We start from the raw sequence: 16,565 nt of genomic DNA on the forward strand, positions 1-16,565 counted from the left end.
AATAAGTAAATATTTAAAGGAAATAAGTAAGAAGAATAGAAGTAAGTAATTAGTCTTATTTTAGGAGGTAAAAAAGGTGAAGATTGGAAGAGTAAGAGAGGATGCTAATGATGCCTTTGAAAGCTTAATTGGATTTGAATTTATTTTATTAGATTTAAAGATTAAAGATAAATTTATGGTACTAAATCCTTTGACAACAGAGGGCTTTGAAAAGTTTTATTATGAGATTTTTAAAAGGTTTGGGAAAGATGTAATCAATAAAAAATATAAAGATTTCTTAAAATATATGATGAGTGAAGAGTGTGGGTTTGATATTTGCTCAGATATAGACAACTTTAAGAATCTAAGAGATTTTACTGATGATGATAAGAAAAATTATAATTTTGCTCTAGAAAACTTCAAGGGTAAATATGGTTTGCAATAAACAGTATTTCAATCAAAAATCTTAATAGTTCTTTAGAAGCAAACCTTCTAAAGCATAGTTTGCAATAAAACTTATGTTAATCAAAAATTAAGCTATTAAAGGTAGAAGAAGTTTATAAGATTTTAAAATAAGCAGTATAGTAAGGCATATACTAAAAATGATTTTAAAAGATAAAAATACATCTCTGCAATAAAGAGAATAGTAAGCTATATTCTATAGAATTTAAAAAATTAGTTTTTGCTTAAGTAAAAGTTAAAGTATATTAATACCTAAGATAATATTTGCCTTCTTATTAACAATGGGGCATTGTTAAAGTCTATATTAAGACCTAACTTGATTTTTCAAAGAGTTTCTATAAATAATGAAACTTTAATGAATCATTAAGAAGGTCTTTTATTTTTAGAATAAATGAATTGGATTAAAAGGAATATGTAACATCATTTTATATATAGGCATAGTATATTACTATAACGAAATTACCATATATGTAAAGGATGGATAAATAATATGTATGATTGTACTGATGACAAATTTAAATTAGAGTATGCACGTGCATATATATTGCCTCAAAAATATGAAAACTTATATTCAATCTGTAAAGGTTTCTGGAAGGGAACAATCTTTAAAGACTTATACAGACCATATAAAGAAAAGAAAGAATGTTAATGAGGTGAAATTATGAAAGCACTAGAATTATTAGATGATATACAAAAGTTACAATTTTATGCAGTGGAATTAAATCTTTATCTTGATAATTTCCCAGAAAACAGAAAAGCTACTGAGGACTATAAAGAAATATCTTCAAAATTAAGCGAATTAATAGAAAGATTTGAATGTGAATATGGACCTATAAGAAATTTTGGGCAGGCTTATGTAGAAAATCCAGTTGCGTGGATTGAACAACCTTGGCCTTGGGAAATTAGATATTAGGAGGATTTAATTATGTGGTATTATGTAAAAACTTTAGAATATCCAATAAACTTAAAGTGTAACGATCTTAGAATGGCAAAGTTTTTAATATCTCAATATGGTGGACCAGATGGAGAGTTAAGTGCAGCACTTAGATATTTAAATCAAAGATATACAATGCCAACTAATAAAGCAAAAGGATTATTAACTGACATAGGAACAGAAGAAATGGCTCACGTAGAAATGATTGCAACTATGATTTATCAGTTAATGGAGAATGCTTCTCTTGAGGATTTGAAAAAGGCTGGACTAGCTGAACGTTACACAGACCATGGTAAAGCATTATTTTACTCTGATGCTCAAGGAAATCCATGGACAGCAACTTACATTCAAGCAAAGGGTGATGTTGTAGCTGATTTACATGAAGATATGGCAGCAGAGCAAAAGGCTAGAGCAACTTACCAATGGCTTATAAACTTAACTGATGACCAAGATATAAAGGAAATCTTACGATTCTTAAGAGAAAGAGAAATTGTTCACTTCCAAAGATTTGGTGAAGCATTAATGGATGTTCAAGACAAAATGAAATGTAAAAAATAAGTAGAACAAAAGGGCTATATCAAAATTAATTTTGATACAAGCCCTTTATTTATATTTTTTTATAACTTGAATAAGAAGCAATATAATGGGTTCTTTAATTATATTTTATTATATTTTTTATATAAGAGAGATTAAAAATATAATAGTTCTATCTATTGATACTTTTAAAAAATATAATAAAAAGCTATTTAATCTCTTTACAAGCCAATTCATAACCACCACGAGCCATTGTAATTTCTACTTCATAGATCACATTGTCTAATTTAAAGATTACAGGTTTTTCTTTACTTATAAATTCAACATTACTTTCTTGCTTTAAAATCGTATCGCATATGGTATTAGCTGAAGGGTACTGTAATGAATCCTTTAGTTCAACAACAAAGGTTTTCCTAAAAAGTTTCATTATTAAAATCACTCCTTTTTATAAAATTATATGCTTAGATATTATATATTTACATTCATTATATCAGGATAGTGTTACTTATAAAGAATTTTAATGAAATGTTTACTTAAAATACATGATATAAAATAATTTTACATGTTATAATAAAGTTGTAATAAAAGTAAAAATATGTATATAAATATTGAAGGTGTATTTTAAACTAAAGTATAGTCTTTAGATGAAGGGTGATTTTTATTTAATTATTAAATTTAAGACTATGATTTTATTTTATTAATATTGTCACACGATATAATCAACATATTAAAAGTTTAGAATACATTTTTAATAGAAGTGTACAATTAATAAACAATTAAATAATACATTAATTAGTTATAAGGGAACTAGTTATTTAGATTTAATAAGTTTATTAAGTTTAATTTTTATTAGATTATTTTAGGAGGTGTTATAGAGGGAAAAATTCATCTTATGTAAACTACAAAATTCATTATGAATTTTATAGTTTAAGAAAACGTTTTAAAGCAATCATAAATAAATATATTCTAATTTATAATCTGTTAATTTACTATGAAAAATTAGTTTGATTCTTTCAGAAAAAAAGGGGTTCTTAAAGAATCAATTTAACAGTTAGTGGAATTTATAGGGGGAATATTAATATGATGAAATATTTTCAGAAATTAGGTAAATCTTTAATGCTACCAGTTGCTGCACTTCCAGTAGCAGGTATATTAATGGGAATTGGATATTGGCTAGACCCATCTGGATGGGGGGCTAATAGTGTAGTATCAGCATTCTTATTAAAATCTGGTGGAGCTATTATAGATAACATGGCAATATTATTTGCTATTGGGGTAGCTGTTGGTATGTCAGATGATAATGATGGAGCAGCAGGTTTAGCAGGTTTAGTATCATGGCTTATGATAACTACATTATTATCTAGTGCAGTTGTTGCAATGATGCAAGGAGTAGATGTTGAAGCTGTTAACCCAGCTTTTGGAAAGATACAAAACCAATTTATAGGTATCGTAGCAGGTTTAATAGGAGCTGGTTGTTATAATAGATTTAAAAATACTAAATTACCAGATTTCTTAGGATTCTTTAGTGGAAGAAGATGTGTTGCTATAGTAACAGCACTTGCTTCAATAGTAGCTTCTTTAGTTTTATACTTTGTATATCCTGTAATATATAGCGCATTAGTTTCATTTGGTGAATCAATAATAGCTATGGGACCAATAGGAGCTGGTGTTTATGGATTCTTCAATAGATTATTAATACCACTTGGTTTACACCATGCTTTAAACTCAGTATTCTGGTTTGACGTTGCTGGTATAAATGATATAGGAAACTTCTGGGCTGGAACAGGTACTTTAGGACAAACTGGTATGTATATGTCAGGTTTCTTCCCAGTAATGATGTTTGGTTTACCTGCTGCTGCTTTTGCAATGTATCGTTGTGCAAAAACTAATAAAAAGAAGGCTGCTGCTGGTATATTATTAGCTGCTGCTTTATCATCATTCGTTACAGGAGTAACTGAACCATTAGAATTTGCATTCATGTTCTTAGCACCTGCTTTATATGTAGCTCATGCTTTATTAACAGGAATATCTATGGCAGTTGTTGCTGCTTTACCAGTAAGAGCAGGATTTAACTTTAGTGCTGGTTTAGTAGACTGGATATTAAGTTTTGCATCACCAATGGCATTAAACCCATTATACTTATTAGGTATAGGTTTAGTAGTGGGAGTTATATACTACTTAGTATTCGTAGTTATGATAAAGAAATTTGACTTAAAAACTCCAGGTAGAGAAGATGATGAGGATGATGATTCAAATGCAGTTTTAGCAAATAATAACTACACTGAAGTTGCAAAAATCATCTTAGAAGGACTAGGTGGACCTTCTAATATTACTTCAATTGATAACTGTATAACTAGATTAAGATTAGAAGTAAAAGACAGCACATTAGTTAATGAGAAAAAGATAAAATCATCTGGTGTTTCAGGAGTTATAAGACCTGGAAAAACAAGTGTTCAAGTTATAGTTGGAACACAAGTACAATTCGTAGCTGACGAGTTTAAGAAGCTTTGTAAGTCTAAAAATTACGTATAATAATTAATAGAGTTTTAAAGTTTTAATATAAAGTCTTTTATATAAAAAGTTTAATATTTAGATTAAGACTTTTTAATAAAAAAATAATAAAGTATCTCTTATATTTAAAAAATAATTCCAGTAGAGTAGTTGGATATTTCTACTGGAATTTTTTTATAATAAACCCCAGTTGTATAGAATTTAAATGATTTTAATTAATTTGTATATATTGTAAAATAAATTAATATAGTTATTAGAATATAGATTGGGGAGATTTTATGAAACAAGCAGATTTAACAGGAATTCTAGTACTTGCCTTTTTAGGTGGAGGAATATTAACCTTTTTAGGGGCAATAATTAAATACTTTAATGCAGGAGATATTCTTAATGGCTTTGATGAAAAGAAGTATGATAAAGAGAAAGTATCTAGAATTGTTGGAATGGATTTTTTAATAATTGGATTAAGTGTAATAATAATTGCTCTTATTAGTATATTTATAGATAAGAAATATTATAATGCTATAATGATAACTCAAGGAATTATTATTGTTTTGGGATTAATAAAAGCTTTATATGATCAATTCTTTAAATGTGGTAAAAATTAATTGCAAATAAATATGAAGATGGGGTGTTTTTATGTTTAAATTAAATCTAAAAGAAGAAGATATTCTAATGAAGATTACTGTTATGAAACAAGTGAGTAATAAGGATGCAGCTATAAATTTTATATCAAATTTAGTAACTGGAGCTGGTGGAGATGTGGCATATAAAGTAAATCTAATTGTAACTAAGGATTCTCTTTATTTAGAGCATGTAGGACATGCATCCTTAGGTTATGCTGAAGAAACAAGAGAGGTTGATCAGATACCATTTGAAGATTTAAAAGAATTTTCAGTAACTACTAAAGATGAAAATGAGGAAGTAAAAATAGTAACTGCTAATAAGGAATTTAATCTTTTTAGGGATAATTCAAAAGGTGATAATTTAGCTTTAACTATGGCTAAGGTAGTAGAAGATTTAAAGTAATATAGCTTTAAATTAATATAAAACTATAAAAATACATGTGTTTATTTAATTTTACAAATTAATAATATAATTAATAAATGAAAAGCTAGCAAGAAAAAAATAAAAAATCTTGCTAGCTTTTTATTTATAGTATAACTTCTATAAATTAATGTTTTTAGAGTTTAATTTTATTTATAAAGTGATCTTATAAAAGATGAATAAAATGTAAAAAGTATAAAAAACAAGTCGTTTTTTATAATATTACATAAAAAATTAGAATATCTTATATTGAATATAGGATTAAATTTTTGTATTATATAAATACTAAAATAATATATTGGCAAACCTAGGGAAATCTAGAGACGCAAAGCTAAAGGGGCTAAGGTTATATGATAACTATGCTAGCCAGTTGCCGAAGAATTAATATTCTTTGTTTTAATAGAGTTAATTTATAAATATATGCTTAAGTATATATTTATTTTTAGAACTGTTTTTATGCAACTATCCTTTAATTAATATTAAGGATAGTTTTTTTTAGTAAAAATACTTTATTAAATGGTATAGGCGTAGAGAGATAAATCTTGGTTACATAGTAATATGAGGGGGAAGATTATGAAGAAAAAAATATCTAAAATTCTTATTGCATCAATGATAATGTCAAATGCAAGTCCTATTTTGAATGTTTATGCTAGTGAGGTAATAAAGGAAAAGATAAGTTCTATAGAAGAAAGCGTAATAAATCAAGCATCTATAAATCAATTTACTTTAAATAGCTACGAGAATTTTGAAGGGTACAATGAAAAATATAAAGTACAAAGAAATGAAATAGTTTCAATAACAAATAATGGGGGACAATATTCATCAAGCTCTATAGATAAAGCTATAGATGGTGATTTATCTACTCACTGGGAAACAGGAAGACAAAATAGTTCTGATTTTACAAATGAAGTTGTAGTGGAATTTAATGATTTAGAATCAATAGATAGAATAGCATATGCAACAAGACAAGATGGAGCAAGAGGAAAGGGATATCCAACAGAGTTTGATATATATGCTTCACAAACTGGAAATGATAATGACTTTAAATTAGTTTCTCAAGGGACAAGTAAGTCAACAGGAAACCTTATGGAGTTTAAGTTTGATACAGTACAAGCTAAGAAAATAAAATTTGTCTTTAAAGCAGCAGATAGAGATTGGGCAAGTGCTTCAGAGTTCTGGTTTTATAAGGAAGATAAAATCATAGATAAGGTGAATTCTATATTCACAAATGAAGAGAAAAACAAGGTGAATCCAGAGTTTGATACTGTAGAAAAATTAGATGCTTTTGAAAATGAGATTAAAGATCATCCATTTTATGAAAAGTTTAAAGAAATAATAGAAAATGCTAAGTTAGTTTTACAAGGAAATAATGTAGTTTACAAGGATGCCTTAGTAAGTAAGTTTAAAGATTTTAATGATGAATCATTAAAAAAATATAATGAACTATTTAAGATAAATACATCATCAATAACGACTAATGGAGGAAATTATGCAGAGAATACAATAGAGAGAGCTATTGATGGAGATGTTAATACAAAATGGCATTCTGGAAAGCAAAATAGTTCTGATTTTACAAATGAAGTAATAATTACTTTAGATAAATTAGAGACTTTAGATAGAGTAGTTTACACAAACTTAAATATGAGAGGATTTGCTGAGGCCTTTGACATATATACATCAAAGACAACTTCTGGAGATACTTTTGAAAAAGTAACATCAGGAAGCAGTGAAGTAACAAAAGGTTCAGTTGAAATTAAGTTTAATCCAACAGAGGCAAGAAGAGTTAAATTTGTATTTAAAAAAGGATATGAAAATTGGGCTTTAGCATCAGAATTTACTTTCTATAAAGAAGATCAGTTAAGAGATAAAATGAGTAGATTATTCACAGATAGCACTATGAGTCAAGTATCTGAAGAATTTAATACTTTAGAAAAAATAGAAAAGTTAGAATCAGAAGCTAAGGAGCATCCTTTTTATAATGATTATAAAGAAGAATTAGAGAATGCTAAGTTAATTATTGAAAATAAAGAGGTTCAATATACTGATGCTAAAGTATCTGACTTTTTAAATCCAGATAATGAATTACTTAAAGCTTATGATGCTATCTATAAGTTAGATAAGAGCAAAATAAAATCAATAAAAACAAATGGTGGACAATATGCATCAGAATCTATAGATAAAGCTATAGATGGAGATTTCAATACAAAATGGCATTCAGGAAAGCAAAATACAGAAAACTTTACAAATGAAGTTGAAATAGAATTAGAAGAATTAACTACATTAGATAGAATAGTATATACAGCACCTCGTGGTTCAAATAGAGGTTTTGCTGAAGCTTTTGATATTTATGCATCAAGAACAACTAAGGGAGATAATTATCAAAAGGTAACTAGTGGTAATGCTAATATAACTCAAAATTCTGTAGAAATAAAATTTAATCCAACAGAATTTAAGAGAATTAAATTTGTATTCAAAAAAGGTTATGAAAATTGGGCTTGTGCTAGTGAATTTGGATTATATAAAGAGGATAAAACATCAGATAAAGTTGATAAACTATTTACAAATGGATTAATGAATGAATTATCAGAAGACTTTAATACAGAAGAAAAATTAGCTTCATTAGAGGAAGAGGTAAAAAATCATCCACTTAAATCTTTATATGAAGAAGACTTAGCTTTAGCTAAGGATTTAATAAAAAATCCTGATAAGTTTAAAGATTCTAAAATCTATACAGCAGAGCAAAGAGGTAGATATACAGAAGAAACATCTATGAGAAGTATAAATGGTAATGCCTATTCATCCTTCCAATCAACTGGTTTATATGTAACTGCTGGTGAAGAATTTGAGGTGTATGTTGAAGCTGATATAAATGGTGTAATGCCTCAATTATGTTTTGGACAAATGGGCAAAGGAAAAGGTGATTGGAGAAGATGGGTAACCTTAAAGCCTGGAAGAAATATAATAAAAGCTCCAGAAAATATAAATCCAAGTGCGGTATATATAGTAAATAATGCAAATAAAAATGATCAAGCTTTTGCACCTAAAATAAGATTAGAAGGGGGAACAAAATTCCCTACTTATATATATGGTGAAACAGATCCAAGAGAATTTGCAAAAGAAGTAAAGGCTTATGCAGAAAAAGTTGAATATAGTGATGAAGCTTTTGCAAATGGTAATCCTGAAGGAAAAGTTTATAACATAATAGAACTAGTATCTGAAAACTGTGTAATAACTACAACTGCTAAAGGAGCAGTTAAAGCTTTGGATATTATGGAAAAAGATAATTTAACAGTAGAGGATACAATGAGGGAATGGGAAGAGATGTATGACGTGTTCCAAGGTTTCCAAGGATTTGATAAAGATGCAACAGAGGAAAAAAATAGTTATTTCCCTAATAAATTTATAGCAAGAGTATTTTTAGGTGTACCTTTAGGATATGCAGATCATGGATATACAGGATATTTAGGAAGCAATCCTGTTGAAAGAGATGAAGGTTTCTTTAAGCAAATAGTTTTACCAATAACTCATAAGAATAATGATAACTGGGCTTATAATCATGAGTTTGGTCACATATTCAATACTCAATATGTTGTAGATGGAGAAGTAACAAATAACCTTTATGCTCAAGAGTATAGAAGAATCAAAGGATTAGGTGGAGATAGAGCTAATTGGAATGAAATGATGAAGAGATTCAAAGGTGAAAATTTTGCAATGCATTATTTTGAAAGATTAGGTGTGTTATCTCAAATAAATATAGCCTATGGATATGATGCTTATACAAAAGTGTCTACTTATGTTAGAAATAATACTGAGCAAATAAAATCTGTAAGGGGTTCTGATCAACAAAGATTAGCTGTGGCATATTCATTGGCTTTAAATGTTGATTTATTAGATTTCTTTGAAGGATGGAATTATATAGAAGTAACAGAAGAGATGAGAGAGGTAGTAGCTCATTTACCAAAACCAGATAAGAAAATAGAATACTTATATGGTGCAGCTTACGACTATAAAGGTAATGGATTTAATGAGAATCTTAAAGTAAAAGTTAAATCTAAAATAAATGAAGAAGAAAGAACAAATACTTTATCATTTGAAATAGATTCAGAAAATAGAGATGATTTATTAGGATATGAGATATTAAAAGATGGTAAGGTTATAGGATATACTATAAATAATAATTTTGTAATCAAAGATATTGATTTAAGTGAAAATGCAAGTTATGATGTAGTACCTTATGCTAAGGATTTATCAACTGGTAAGGCTGTAAATATTAAAGCTTTTTCTCCAAATTTGGATATACAACAAGAAAGTATGATTGTTAATCTAAGAAGTGATTTTAACCCTGCTGATTATGTGAAGGGAACAACTTATAAGGGAGAAGATATAAGCTCTAATATAAAGATAGAAAGCAATGTAAATACAGCTGAAAAAGATAAGTATGAAGTTAAATATACCTTAATGGATAATGATGTTAAAGTAGAAAAAGTTATGAATGTAGAAGTTATAAGCTCATATGATTACTTATCAGATGAAGAGTGGGAATCAGTAGAAACTCAATGGGGAACTCCAAGAAGAAATACAAATATAAAAGGTAGAGTAAATGGAGAAATTAAAACCTTTGAGAAGGGTATAGGAATTCATGCTAATGGAAAAGTTGTATATGATTTAGAGGGAAAAGATTATGACAGATTTGAAGCTTTATTAGGTGTTGATCAAACAATAGGAGCTAATAATAATTCAAGTATTTCTTTTAAGGTTATAGCAGATGGAGAGACTTTAGAAACAACTAAGGTTTTAAAATATAACGATAATATGGTAGAAATAAGTTTTCCAGTTAAGGGCGTTAATAAGTTAGAAATACAAGTTAGTGATAGTGGAAATGGAAATACATCAGACCACGGTATAATAGTAAATCCAAAGTTATCAACTAATAATGTAAAGCCTACAATAAAAACTGAAGATGCAGTAATAAATGTTAAGGATAATTTTAATATATTAGATGGTGTTACTGCTAATGATGTGGAAGATGGTGATTTAACATCAAGCATAAAAGTAAAATCAAGTGATTTTGAAGCAAATAGAGGTGGAATATACACTGTAGTTTATGAAGTTACAGATAAAGACGGAAATACAGTTACTAAGGAAAGAAAAATATATACAATAACTACAGCTGAAAGTCTAAGCGATAAGGAATGGAAATCAGCATCATCTGGATGGAGAGATGTAAAAAAAGACTTAAGCGTTGAAGAAAATAGAATAACTTTACTTGGTGAAGATGGACAAGAAGTAGAATATAATAAAGGACTTGGAACTCATGCAAACTCAGAGATAGTTTATGATTTATCAGGCAAAAATTATGGAATGTTTGAAACTTATGTTGGTGTAGATAGAGAAATGAGAAACTCTAATGAGCCATCAGTAATCTTTGAAGTTTACGTTGATGGAAAAAAAGTATTTGATAGCGGTGTTATGAATGTAAACAGTGAAAGAAATCATGTTTTAATTCCAATAGCAGGAGCAAGTGAGCTTAAATTAGTTGCTAAAGATGGTGGAAATGGAAATGCCGGAGATCATGCAGACTGGGCTGACGCAAAAGTTTATACTACAAGCGATAAATCAATATTAACTGGGGAAGAGGTAGCCTTAAATATAGGTGATTCATTTGACCCATTACAAGGAATGGTTGCTAATGATCCTGAAGATGGAGACATAACAAAGAATATAAAAGTTATAAATAATAATATAAATACAAAAAGAGGAGGTAACTATGTAGTATCCTATGAAGTTACTGATTCTCATGGAAATAAAACTACACTAGATAGAAAAGTATCAGTTGTTAATGCTTATGATTATATAAGTGATAAGAACTGGAAATCAGCTAATTCAGGTTGGAGAAGTGTACAAAAAGATAGAAGTGTTGAAAATAATACCATAACTTTACTTGGTGAAGATGGACAAGAAGTGGAGTATAAAAAGGTATTGGAACTCATGCAACTTCAACAATAGTATATGATTTATCTGAGGGAAATTATAAGTTCTTTGAAGCATATGTTGGTGTAGATAGAGAGATGAGAAATTCTGATGTATCATCTTTAAGTTTTGAAGTTTATGCTGATGGAAAAAAAGTATTTGATAGTGGTGTTATGAATTCAGAGACTCCAAGAAAGCATGTTTTAATTTCAGTAGTTGGAGTAAGTGAACTTAAATTAGTAGCTAAAGATGGTGAAAATGGAAATGGAGGAGATCATGCAGACTGGGCAGATGCTAAGTTATTATATGCAGACTCTAAGGATTTTACTGCTTTAGAAAAAATAGTTGAGGAAGTAAGAGGATTAGATGAAAATTTATATACAGAGGAAAGCTTTAATAAATTACAAGTTGCTCTAGAAAAGGCTAATAAAGTACTAGAAACTCCTAATCCAGAACAAGAAGTAATAGATTCTACTATTATAGAGCTTAGAGAGGCTATGGATAATTTAGAGGCAGCTATTGATTTAACAGAGGAAGTTAATATACCAGATAATGAATTAAAAAGGGCTATAAAAGATCAATTAAATCTATCAAGTGATGTAATAACAAGAGGAGATATGAATAAGTTAACAAGCTTATCAGCAGTTGGATATGGAATAGCAAACTTAGAAGGTTTACAATATGCTGTAAATATAGAAGACTTAAATCTTGACTGCAATGAAATAAAAGATATATCTAAAATAAAAGATTTAAAGAAGCTTAATAATGTAAGCATAAAAGAACAATATATAGTTATAAGATCACCAGAGGAAGTTGAAGGAAAATATGTTATAAATGAATCCTTTGTAGGAAAAGATGGAGAAAGATTATCACCTAAAGAAATAAATATAAGAAGAAATACAGGTGGACAAAGTATTGACATATCAAATGTTGATGTTGAAAGTTCTTTAAATAATGGAAATTTAGAACTAGATACTAAGCTTTTTAAAGAAGGTTTTAGTGGTATAGCAGCAGTGTATGAGGATTTAGATGGAAAATATGTAGCAACTCTTTCAACTATAGTAAGTAGATAAAAATAATTTATTTAAGAAGAATATTTAAATTAAAGTAAAAGGAAAGGGATTCGTATTTTAAATACGAATCCCTTATTAGTTTTATATATAAAATATTTGAAATGGTATTTAGTTTTTACCTTACTATTTAATTTATTATTCATTTAAATAAGATTTTATAAATAACTTTTATCTTAGTGATTTTAATATATGGTGTTGTAAAAATATTATGCACAATATAGCTAAGAATATAGGAAAGAAAGGGTTAAATTTAAAACATACTATACATAGACATAATATTAAAATAATAAAATTTAAAAAAGTTGAAAATAATATCTTTTTATATTTTTCTTCATCTAAATTAGTATATAGAATTCCATTAAATCTAATTTCAGTATCGCCGCTAAGGAATGAACAAATCGGATTAATAATTCCAGTCATCAGCATAGTTAAAAGCATCATTAAAGAAATACAGTAATATATAAGCATCTACATCTTTCCTCCTTACTTAGAATTTTTATTTAAATTTAAATTTTAATCTTATATTAAAAAATAATAATAAATTAATCAATAGGTTTTGCGCAACTGGTCGAAAAGCTAACAAAATTGGCATAAAAGTAAGTAAATGTATTAATAGAGGGTTAATAAGATATGAATTTTAGATAATTAATATATAAGTAATATTAATAAAAGTATTTTTATTAAGGGTTTATTAGATGAGTTTTACATATATTATTAAAGGGTTAGTTTGTTAAATATTGGTGGATTTAATGGGGGAAATTATATAAAATTAATCTAAGGTTTATATTTTAATATGTTAGGAGAAATGTTATGGAGGAAAGAGAGAATAAATATTTAAAGAATAAGAATTTTAACTTTAGATTAGGAGTTTATATTATTGTAACTTTAATATTTTTAGGTGTAGCTACTTTTAAAATATCATCATCAATAAGAGAGTTTAATGATAGGTTTAAAGTAAGTGAAGAGTTTTTAGGAGAAACAGTATCTAGTGACGGAAAGTATAAGGTTGAAGCTTATCTTATTAATGGAGGGGCTACAGTAGATTGGTCAGTTAAATGTTATTTAAGAGAAGGAGAGATTAAAAAAGAGATATATAGGGATTATCATATAAATGAGGCAAATATGATTTGGATTGATAATAATACTATTTCAATAAACAATCAGAATATAGACTTACCAAATGGTAAATATGATTTTAGAGATGAATAAAGTAGAGAGTAGGTTTTAAAGTATATTGCAGTAAATTAGTATACTTTTGATTAAGTAGGTTTAAGGTAATATATTAGGGCTTACTCTAATTTTTTATTAAAAAGCATTTTAAACAATAAAGTTTTAATGGTAGATTTTTTTGTTATAAGAAGAAGCTTAAAGTTTAACAAGATTATTGTATTAGTGACATGGGGAATTTAAAACTTAAATATCCTAATAGGCTTAAGTTTAATAAGGTTACTATTAGGTAACATAGATATAATAAATATAAACTAGAAATCTATAAATTAAAATTTATAGATAAAAGCTATAGAGAATTAAAATTGTATTAAAATAAAGTTCATATTATCAACAAAAAGTTAATAAATGCATGAAAAATAAATAATAGTATTTAAATACATTAATTGAAAAAATATGTATTTGAGGTTAATATTATATGAAATAAGAAAACAAAAGTTTAAGGTTAAGGGGAGGAAAATCTATGGGTAAACATTTAGCTACGGATATACGTGTAGCTATTGAGAAGGATAATCCATCTATTTGCAGAGATGAAGAGAAATGTATAAAATGTGGTTCATGCAAAAATATATGCACAGATTATATAGGAGTAAATGGTCATTATTCTTTGGAAAAAACTAATGATACTGCTGTTTGTATTAATTGTGGTCAATGTGCAAATGTATGCCCTACATCTAGTATTACAGAGGTTTTTGATTATAAAAAGGTACAAGATGCGATAAGTGATAAAGATAAAATAGTCATAGTTTCTACGTCGCCTGCTGTTAGAGTATCTTTAGGTGAAGAATTTAATATGAATGATGGAAGTTTTGTTCAAGGTAAAATGATAGCATTACTTCGTAAGTTAGGTTTTAATTATGTTCTTGATACTAATTTCGCTGCTGATATGACTATAGTTGAGGAGGCAAGTGAATTAGTAGAGCGTATAACTAAAAATAATAAACCGCTACCTCAATTTACTAGTTGCTGCCCTGCATGGATAAAATATGCTGAAACCTTTCATCCAGAAATCTTAGAGCATATTTCAACTTCAAAGAGTCCTATAGGTATGCAAGGACCTACAATAAAGACTTATTTTGCAAAGAAGATGGGAATTGATCCTTCTAAGATTGTAAATGTAGCCTTAACGCCATGTACAGCTAAAAAGTTTGAAATCAAAAGAGAAGAAATGAATGCATCAGGTAGATATTATGGCATAGAAGATATGCGTGATGTGGACTATGTTATAACAACTAGGGAAGTAGCTATTTGGGCTAAAGAAAAAGAAATTGATTTTAATTCTTTAGAGGATAGTAACTTTGATAAATTAATGGGAGAAGCCTCTGGTGCTGGTGTTATATTTGCTAATACAGGTGGAGTTATGGAGGCAGCTTTAAGAACAGCATACAAATATATTACCAAAGAAGATCCACCTAAAGATTTTTATGATTTAGAGTCTGTAAGAGGTATGGAAGGTGTTCGTGAAGCTAGTTTCAAAATAAATGACTTAGAAATAAACATAGCTGTTATTTATGGAACTGAAAATGCTTCAAAGTTTATTTCAAAGATGAAAAATGAAGATAAGAAATATCACTTTATTGAGGTTATGACTTGTCCAGGCGGATGCATAGGTGGAGGTGGACAACCTAAAGATAAAAAAATTGAAGGTGATAAGCTTAGAGAAAAACGTATAGATGGGTTATATAAAAGAGATTCAAACATGAAATTAAGAGTTAGCTATGAAAATGAGGAGATTAAAAAGTTATATGAGGAGTTTTATGAAAAACCTTTAAGCAATCTTGCTGAGGAAATGTTACATACAACTTATTTTGATAGAAGTAAAGATTTAGGAGGAGAAAAAATGAGTGAATCAGTAAAATATCGTTGTACAGTTTGTGGATATATACAAGAAGGAGAATTACCAGAAGAATTTATATGTCCAGTTTGCAAGAGTCCAGCTTCAGCCTTTGTAAAAGTTGAAGAGAAATCAGAGGCAGATGATAAAGATTCTAATAAATCAGAATCATCTAGTGAAAGTAGTAATAAATATAAAGGAACAAAAACAGAAAAGAATTTAATGGATGCATTAGCTGGGGAGTCCATAGCCAGAAATAAATATACATTCTTTGCAGAGGTAGCTAAGAATGAAGGATATGAACAAATATATGAACTATTCTTAAAAACAGCTGGCAATGAAAGAGAACATGCTAAACTATGGTTTAAGGAGTTAGGATATTTAGGAGATACTAAAGAAAATTTATTACATGGGGCAGAAGGAGAGCATTATGAATGGTCAGATATGTATGCTAGATTTGCAAAAGAGGCTGAAGAAGAGGGATTTTTTGATTTAGCAGAAAAATTTGTAGAGGTTGCTAAAATAGAAAAATCTCATGAAGATAGGTATAGAAAGCTTTTAAACAATATAAAGATGAAAAAGGTATTTGAAAAATCAGAAGAAACTATGTGGGAATGCTTAAATTGTGGATATCTTGTTATTGGTATAAAGGCTCCAGAGGTTTGCCCAGTATGTAATTATGCCAAAGGATTTTTTGAAGTAAGAGCTGAAAATTATTAATAATAATTTATTTTACATAGTTTAAGCTTATAAATTATAAAAACAATCTTTGTCACTATAAAAATATAGGTATAAATAAATTACTTCCTTTAAAGTAGATAAAAAACTATAAAAATCTATTTTAAAGGGAGTATTTTTTATTTGAAATGATACATAGATGAACTATGTTTTATTAAAATAATAGTTTGAAAATAGAGAAAGAGGATTTTAAAAGATAAATTTAAGTGATTTTACAGGGGAAGTGAAATAGAAATATTTCTTTAAATGTATGTACAAA

At 27.9% G+C, this 16,565-nt stretch carries 12 protein-coding genes and 1 riboswitch; of the genes, 11 read left to right on the plus strand and 1 reads right to left on the minus strand.

The features are described 5' to 3' along the window. Window positions 1-76 precede the first annotated feature (76 nt). From GOM42_RS05375 to GOM42_RS05390, 4 genes are all read left to right on the plus strand, one after another. The gene (locus GOM42_RS05375) at window positions 77-424 is read left to right on the plus strand and encodes a hypothetical protein (RefSeq protein WP_003454002.1); all 348 of its coding nucleotides are present in this window, start codon (window positions 77-79) and stop codon (window positions 422-424) included. 507 nt (window positions 425-931) lie between these two features. Beyond that, window positions 932-1,090 carry a spore coat associated protein CotJA gene (locus GOM42_RS05380; protein ID WP_003453870.1) on the plus strand — a complete coding sequence of 53 codons (159 nt, stop codon included), beginning with the start codon at window positions 932-934 and terminating at the stop codon, window positions 1,088-1,090. A 12-nt stretch (window positions 1,091-1,102) separates the two neighbouring features. Beyond that, complete coding sequence (locus GOM42_RS05385; protein ID WP_003480805.1) at window positions 1,103-1,354, plus strand: spore coat protein CotJB; 252 nt, start codon at window positions 1,103-1,105, stop codon at window positions 1,352-1,354. 12 nt (window positions 1,355-1,366) lie between these two features. Beyond that, window positions 1,367-1,933 (plus strand): manganese catalase family protein, encoded by a 567-nt coding sequence (locus tag GOM42_RS05390; RefSeq protein WP_003480806.1) that lies wholly within the window; start codon window positions 1,367-1,369, stop codon window positions 1,931-1,933. A 184-nt stretch (window positions 1,934-2,117) separates the two neighbouring features. Here GOM42_RS05390 and GOM42_RS05395 read toward each other — a convergent pair whose 3' ends face one another. Next, a complete protein-coding gene (locus GOM42_RS05395; protein ID WP_003454064.1) occupies window positions 2,118-2,336 on the minus strand; it encodes a DUF4318 domain-containing protein in 219 nt (72 codons plus the stop codon). 653 nt (window positions 2,337-2,989) lie between these two features. On the opposite strand from GOM42_RS05395, the gene nagE reads away from it, so the two are divergent. From nagE to rbr, 7 genes are all read left to right on the plus strand, one after another. Beyond that, entirely contained in the window at window positions 2,990-4,441 is a 1,452-nt protein-coding gene (gene nagE / locus GOM42_RS05400) for an N-acetylglucosamine-specific PTS transporter subunit IIBC (RefSeq protein ID WP_004458822.1), read from the plus strand. Between the two features lie 257 nt (window positions 4,442-4,698). After that, on the plus strand, window positions 4,699-5,025 hold the full coding sequence (locus GOM42_RS05405) for a DUF3784 domain-containing protein (protein ID WP_003480809.1): 327 nt from the start codon (window positions 4,699-4,701) through the stop codon (window positions 5,023-5,025). A gap of 31 nt (window positions 5,026-5,056) precedes the next feature. Beyond that, on the plus strand, window positions 5,057-5,446 hold the full coding sequence (locus GOM42_RS05410) for a hypothetical protein (protein ID WP_003480811.1): 390 nt from the start codon (window positions 5,057-5,059) through the stop codon (window positions 5,444-5,446). A 308-nt stretch (window positions 5,447-5,754) separates the two neighbouring features. Next, window positions 5,755-5,842: riboswitch (cyclic di-GMP riboswitch) on the plus strand. A gap of 195 nt (window positions 5,843-6,037) precedes the next feature. Beyond that, window positions 6,038-11,470 carry an NPCBM/NEW2 domain-containing protein gene (locus GOM42_RS05415; RefSeq protein WP_243447924.1) on the plus strand — a complete coding sequence of 1,811 codons (5,433 nt, stop codon included), beginning with the start codon at window positions 6,038-6,040 and terminating at the stop codon, window positions 11,468-11,470. Next, on the plus strand, window positions 11,467-12,507 hold the full coding sequence (locus GOM42_RS05420) for an NPCBM/NEW2 domain-containing protein (RefSeq protein ID WP_243447929.1): 1,041 nt from the start codon (window positions 11,467-11,469) through the stop codon (window positions 12,505-12,507). The genes GOM42_RS05415 and GOM42_RS05420 overlap by 4 nt, the downstream gene beginning before the upstream one ends. A gap of 810 nt (window positions 12,508-13,317) precedes the next feature. Beyond that, on the plus strand, window positions 13,318-13,716 hold the full coding sequence (locus GOM42_RS05425; protein ID WP_110077380.1) for a DUF5412 family protein: 399 nt from the start codon (window positions 13,318-13,320) through the stop codon (window positions 13,714-13,716). Between the two features lie 481 nt (window positions 13,717-14,197). After that, entirely contained in the window at window positions 14,198-16,288 is a 2,091-nt protein-coding gene (gene rbr, locus GOM42_RS05430) for a rubrerythrin (protein WP_110077381.1), read from the plus strand. Window positions 16,289-16,565: the final 277 nt, after the last annotated feature.

This window comes from Clostridium sp. 16K-1-R1 (assembly GCF_023921145.1).
Classification (GTDB): Bacteria; Bacillota; Clostridia; order Clostridiales; family Clostridiaceae; genus Sarcina; species Sarcina perfringens.

Coding starts and splice junctions, on each gene's coding strand:
- GOM42_RS05380 (WP_003453870.1), top strand. CDS start 932: ATGTATGATTGTACTGATGACAAATTTAAATTAGAGTATGCACGTGCA.
- GOM42_RS05385 (WP_003480805.1), top strand. CDS start 1,103: ATGAAAGCACTAGAATTATTAGATGATATACAAAAGTTACAATTTTAT.
- GOM42_RS05390 (WP_003480806.1), top strand. CDS start 1,367: ATGTGGTATTATGTAAAAACTTTAGAATATCCAATAAACTTAAAGTGT.
- GOM42_RS05395 (WP_003454064.1), bottom strand. CDS start 2,336: ATGAAACTTTTTAGGAAAACCTTTGTTGTTGAACTAAAGGATTCATTA.
- nagE (WP_004458822.1), top strand. CDS start 2,990: ATGATGAAATATTTTCAGAAATTAGGTAAATCTTTAATGCTACCAGTT.
- GOM42_RS05405 (WP_003480809.1), top strand. CDS start 4,699: ATGAAACAAGCAGATTTAACAGGAATTCTAGTACTTGCCTTTTTAGGT.
- GOM42_RS05410 (WP_003480811.1), top strand. CDS start 5,057: ATGTTTAAATTAAATCTAAAAGAAGAAGATATTCTAATGAAGATTACT.
- GOM42_RS05415 (WP_243447924.1), top strand. CDS start 6,038: ATGAAGAAAAAAATATCTAAAATTCTTATTGCATCAATGATAATGTCA.
- GOM42_RS05425 (WP_110077380.1), top strand. CDS start 13,318: ATGGAGGAAAGAGAGAATAAATATTTAAAGAATAAGAATTTTAACTTT.
- rbr (WP_110077381.1), top strand. CDS start 14,198: ATGGGTAAACATTTAGCTACGGATATACGTGTAGCTATTGAGAAGGAT.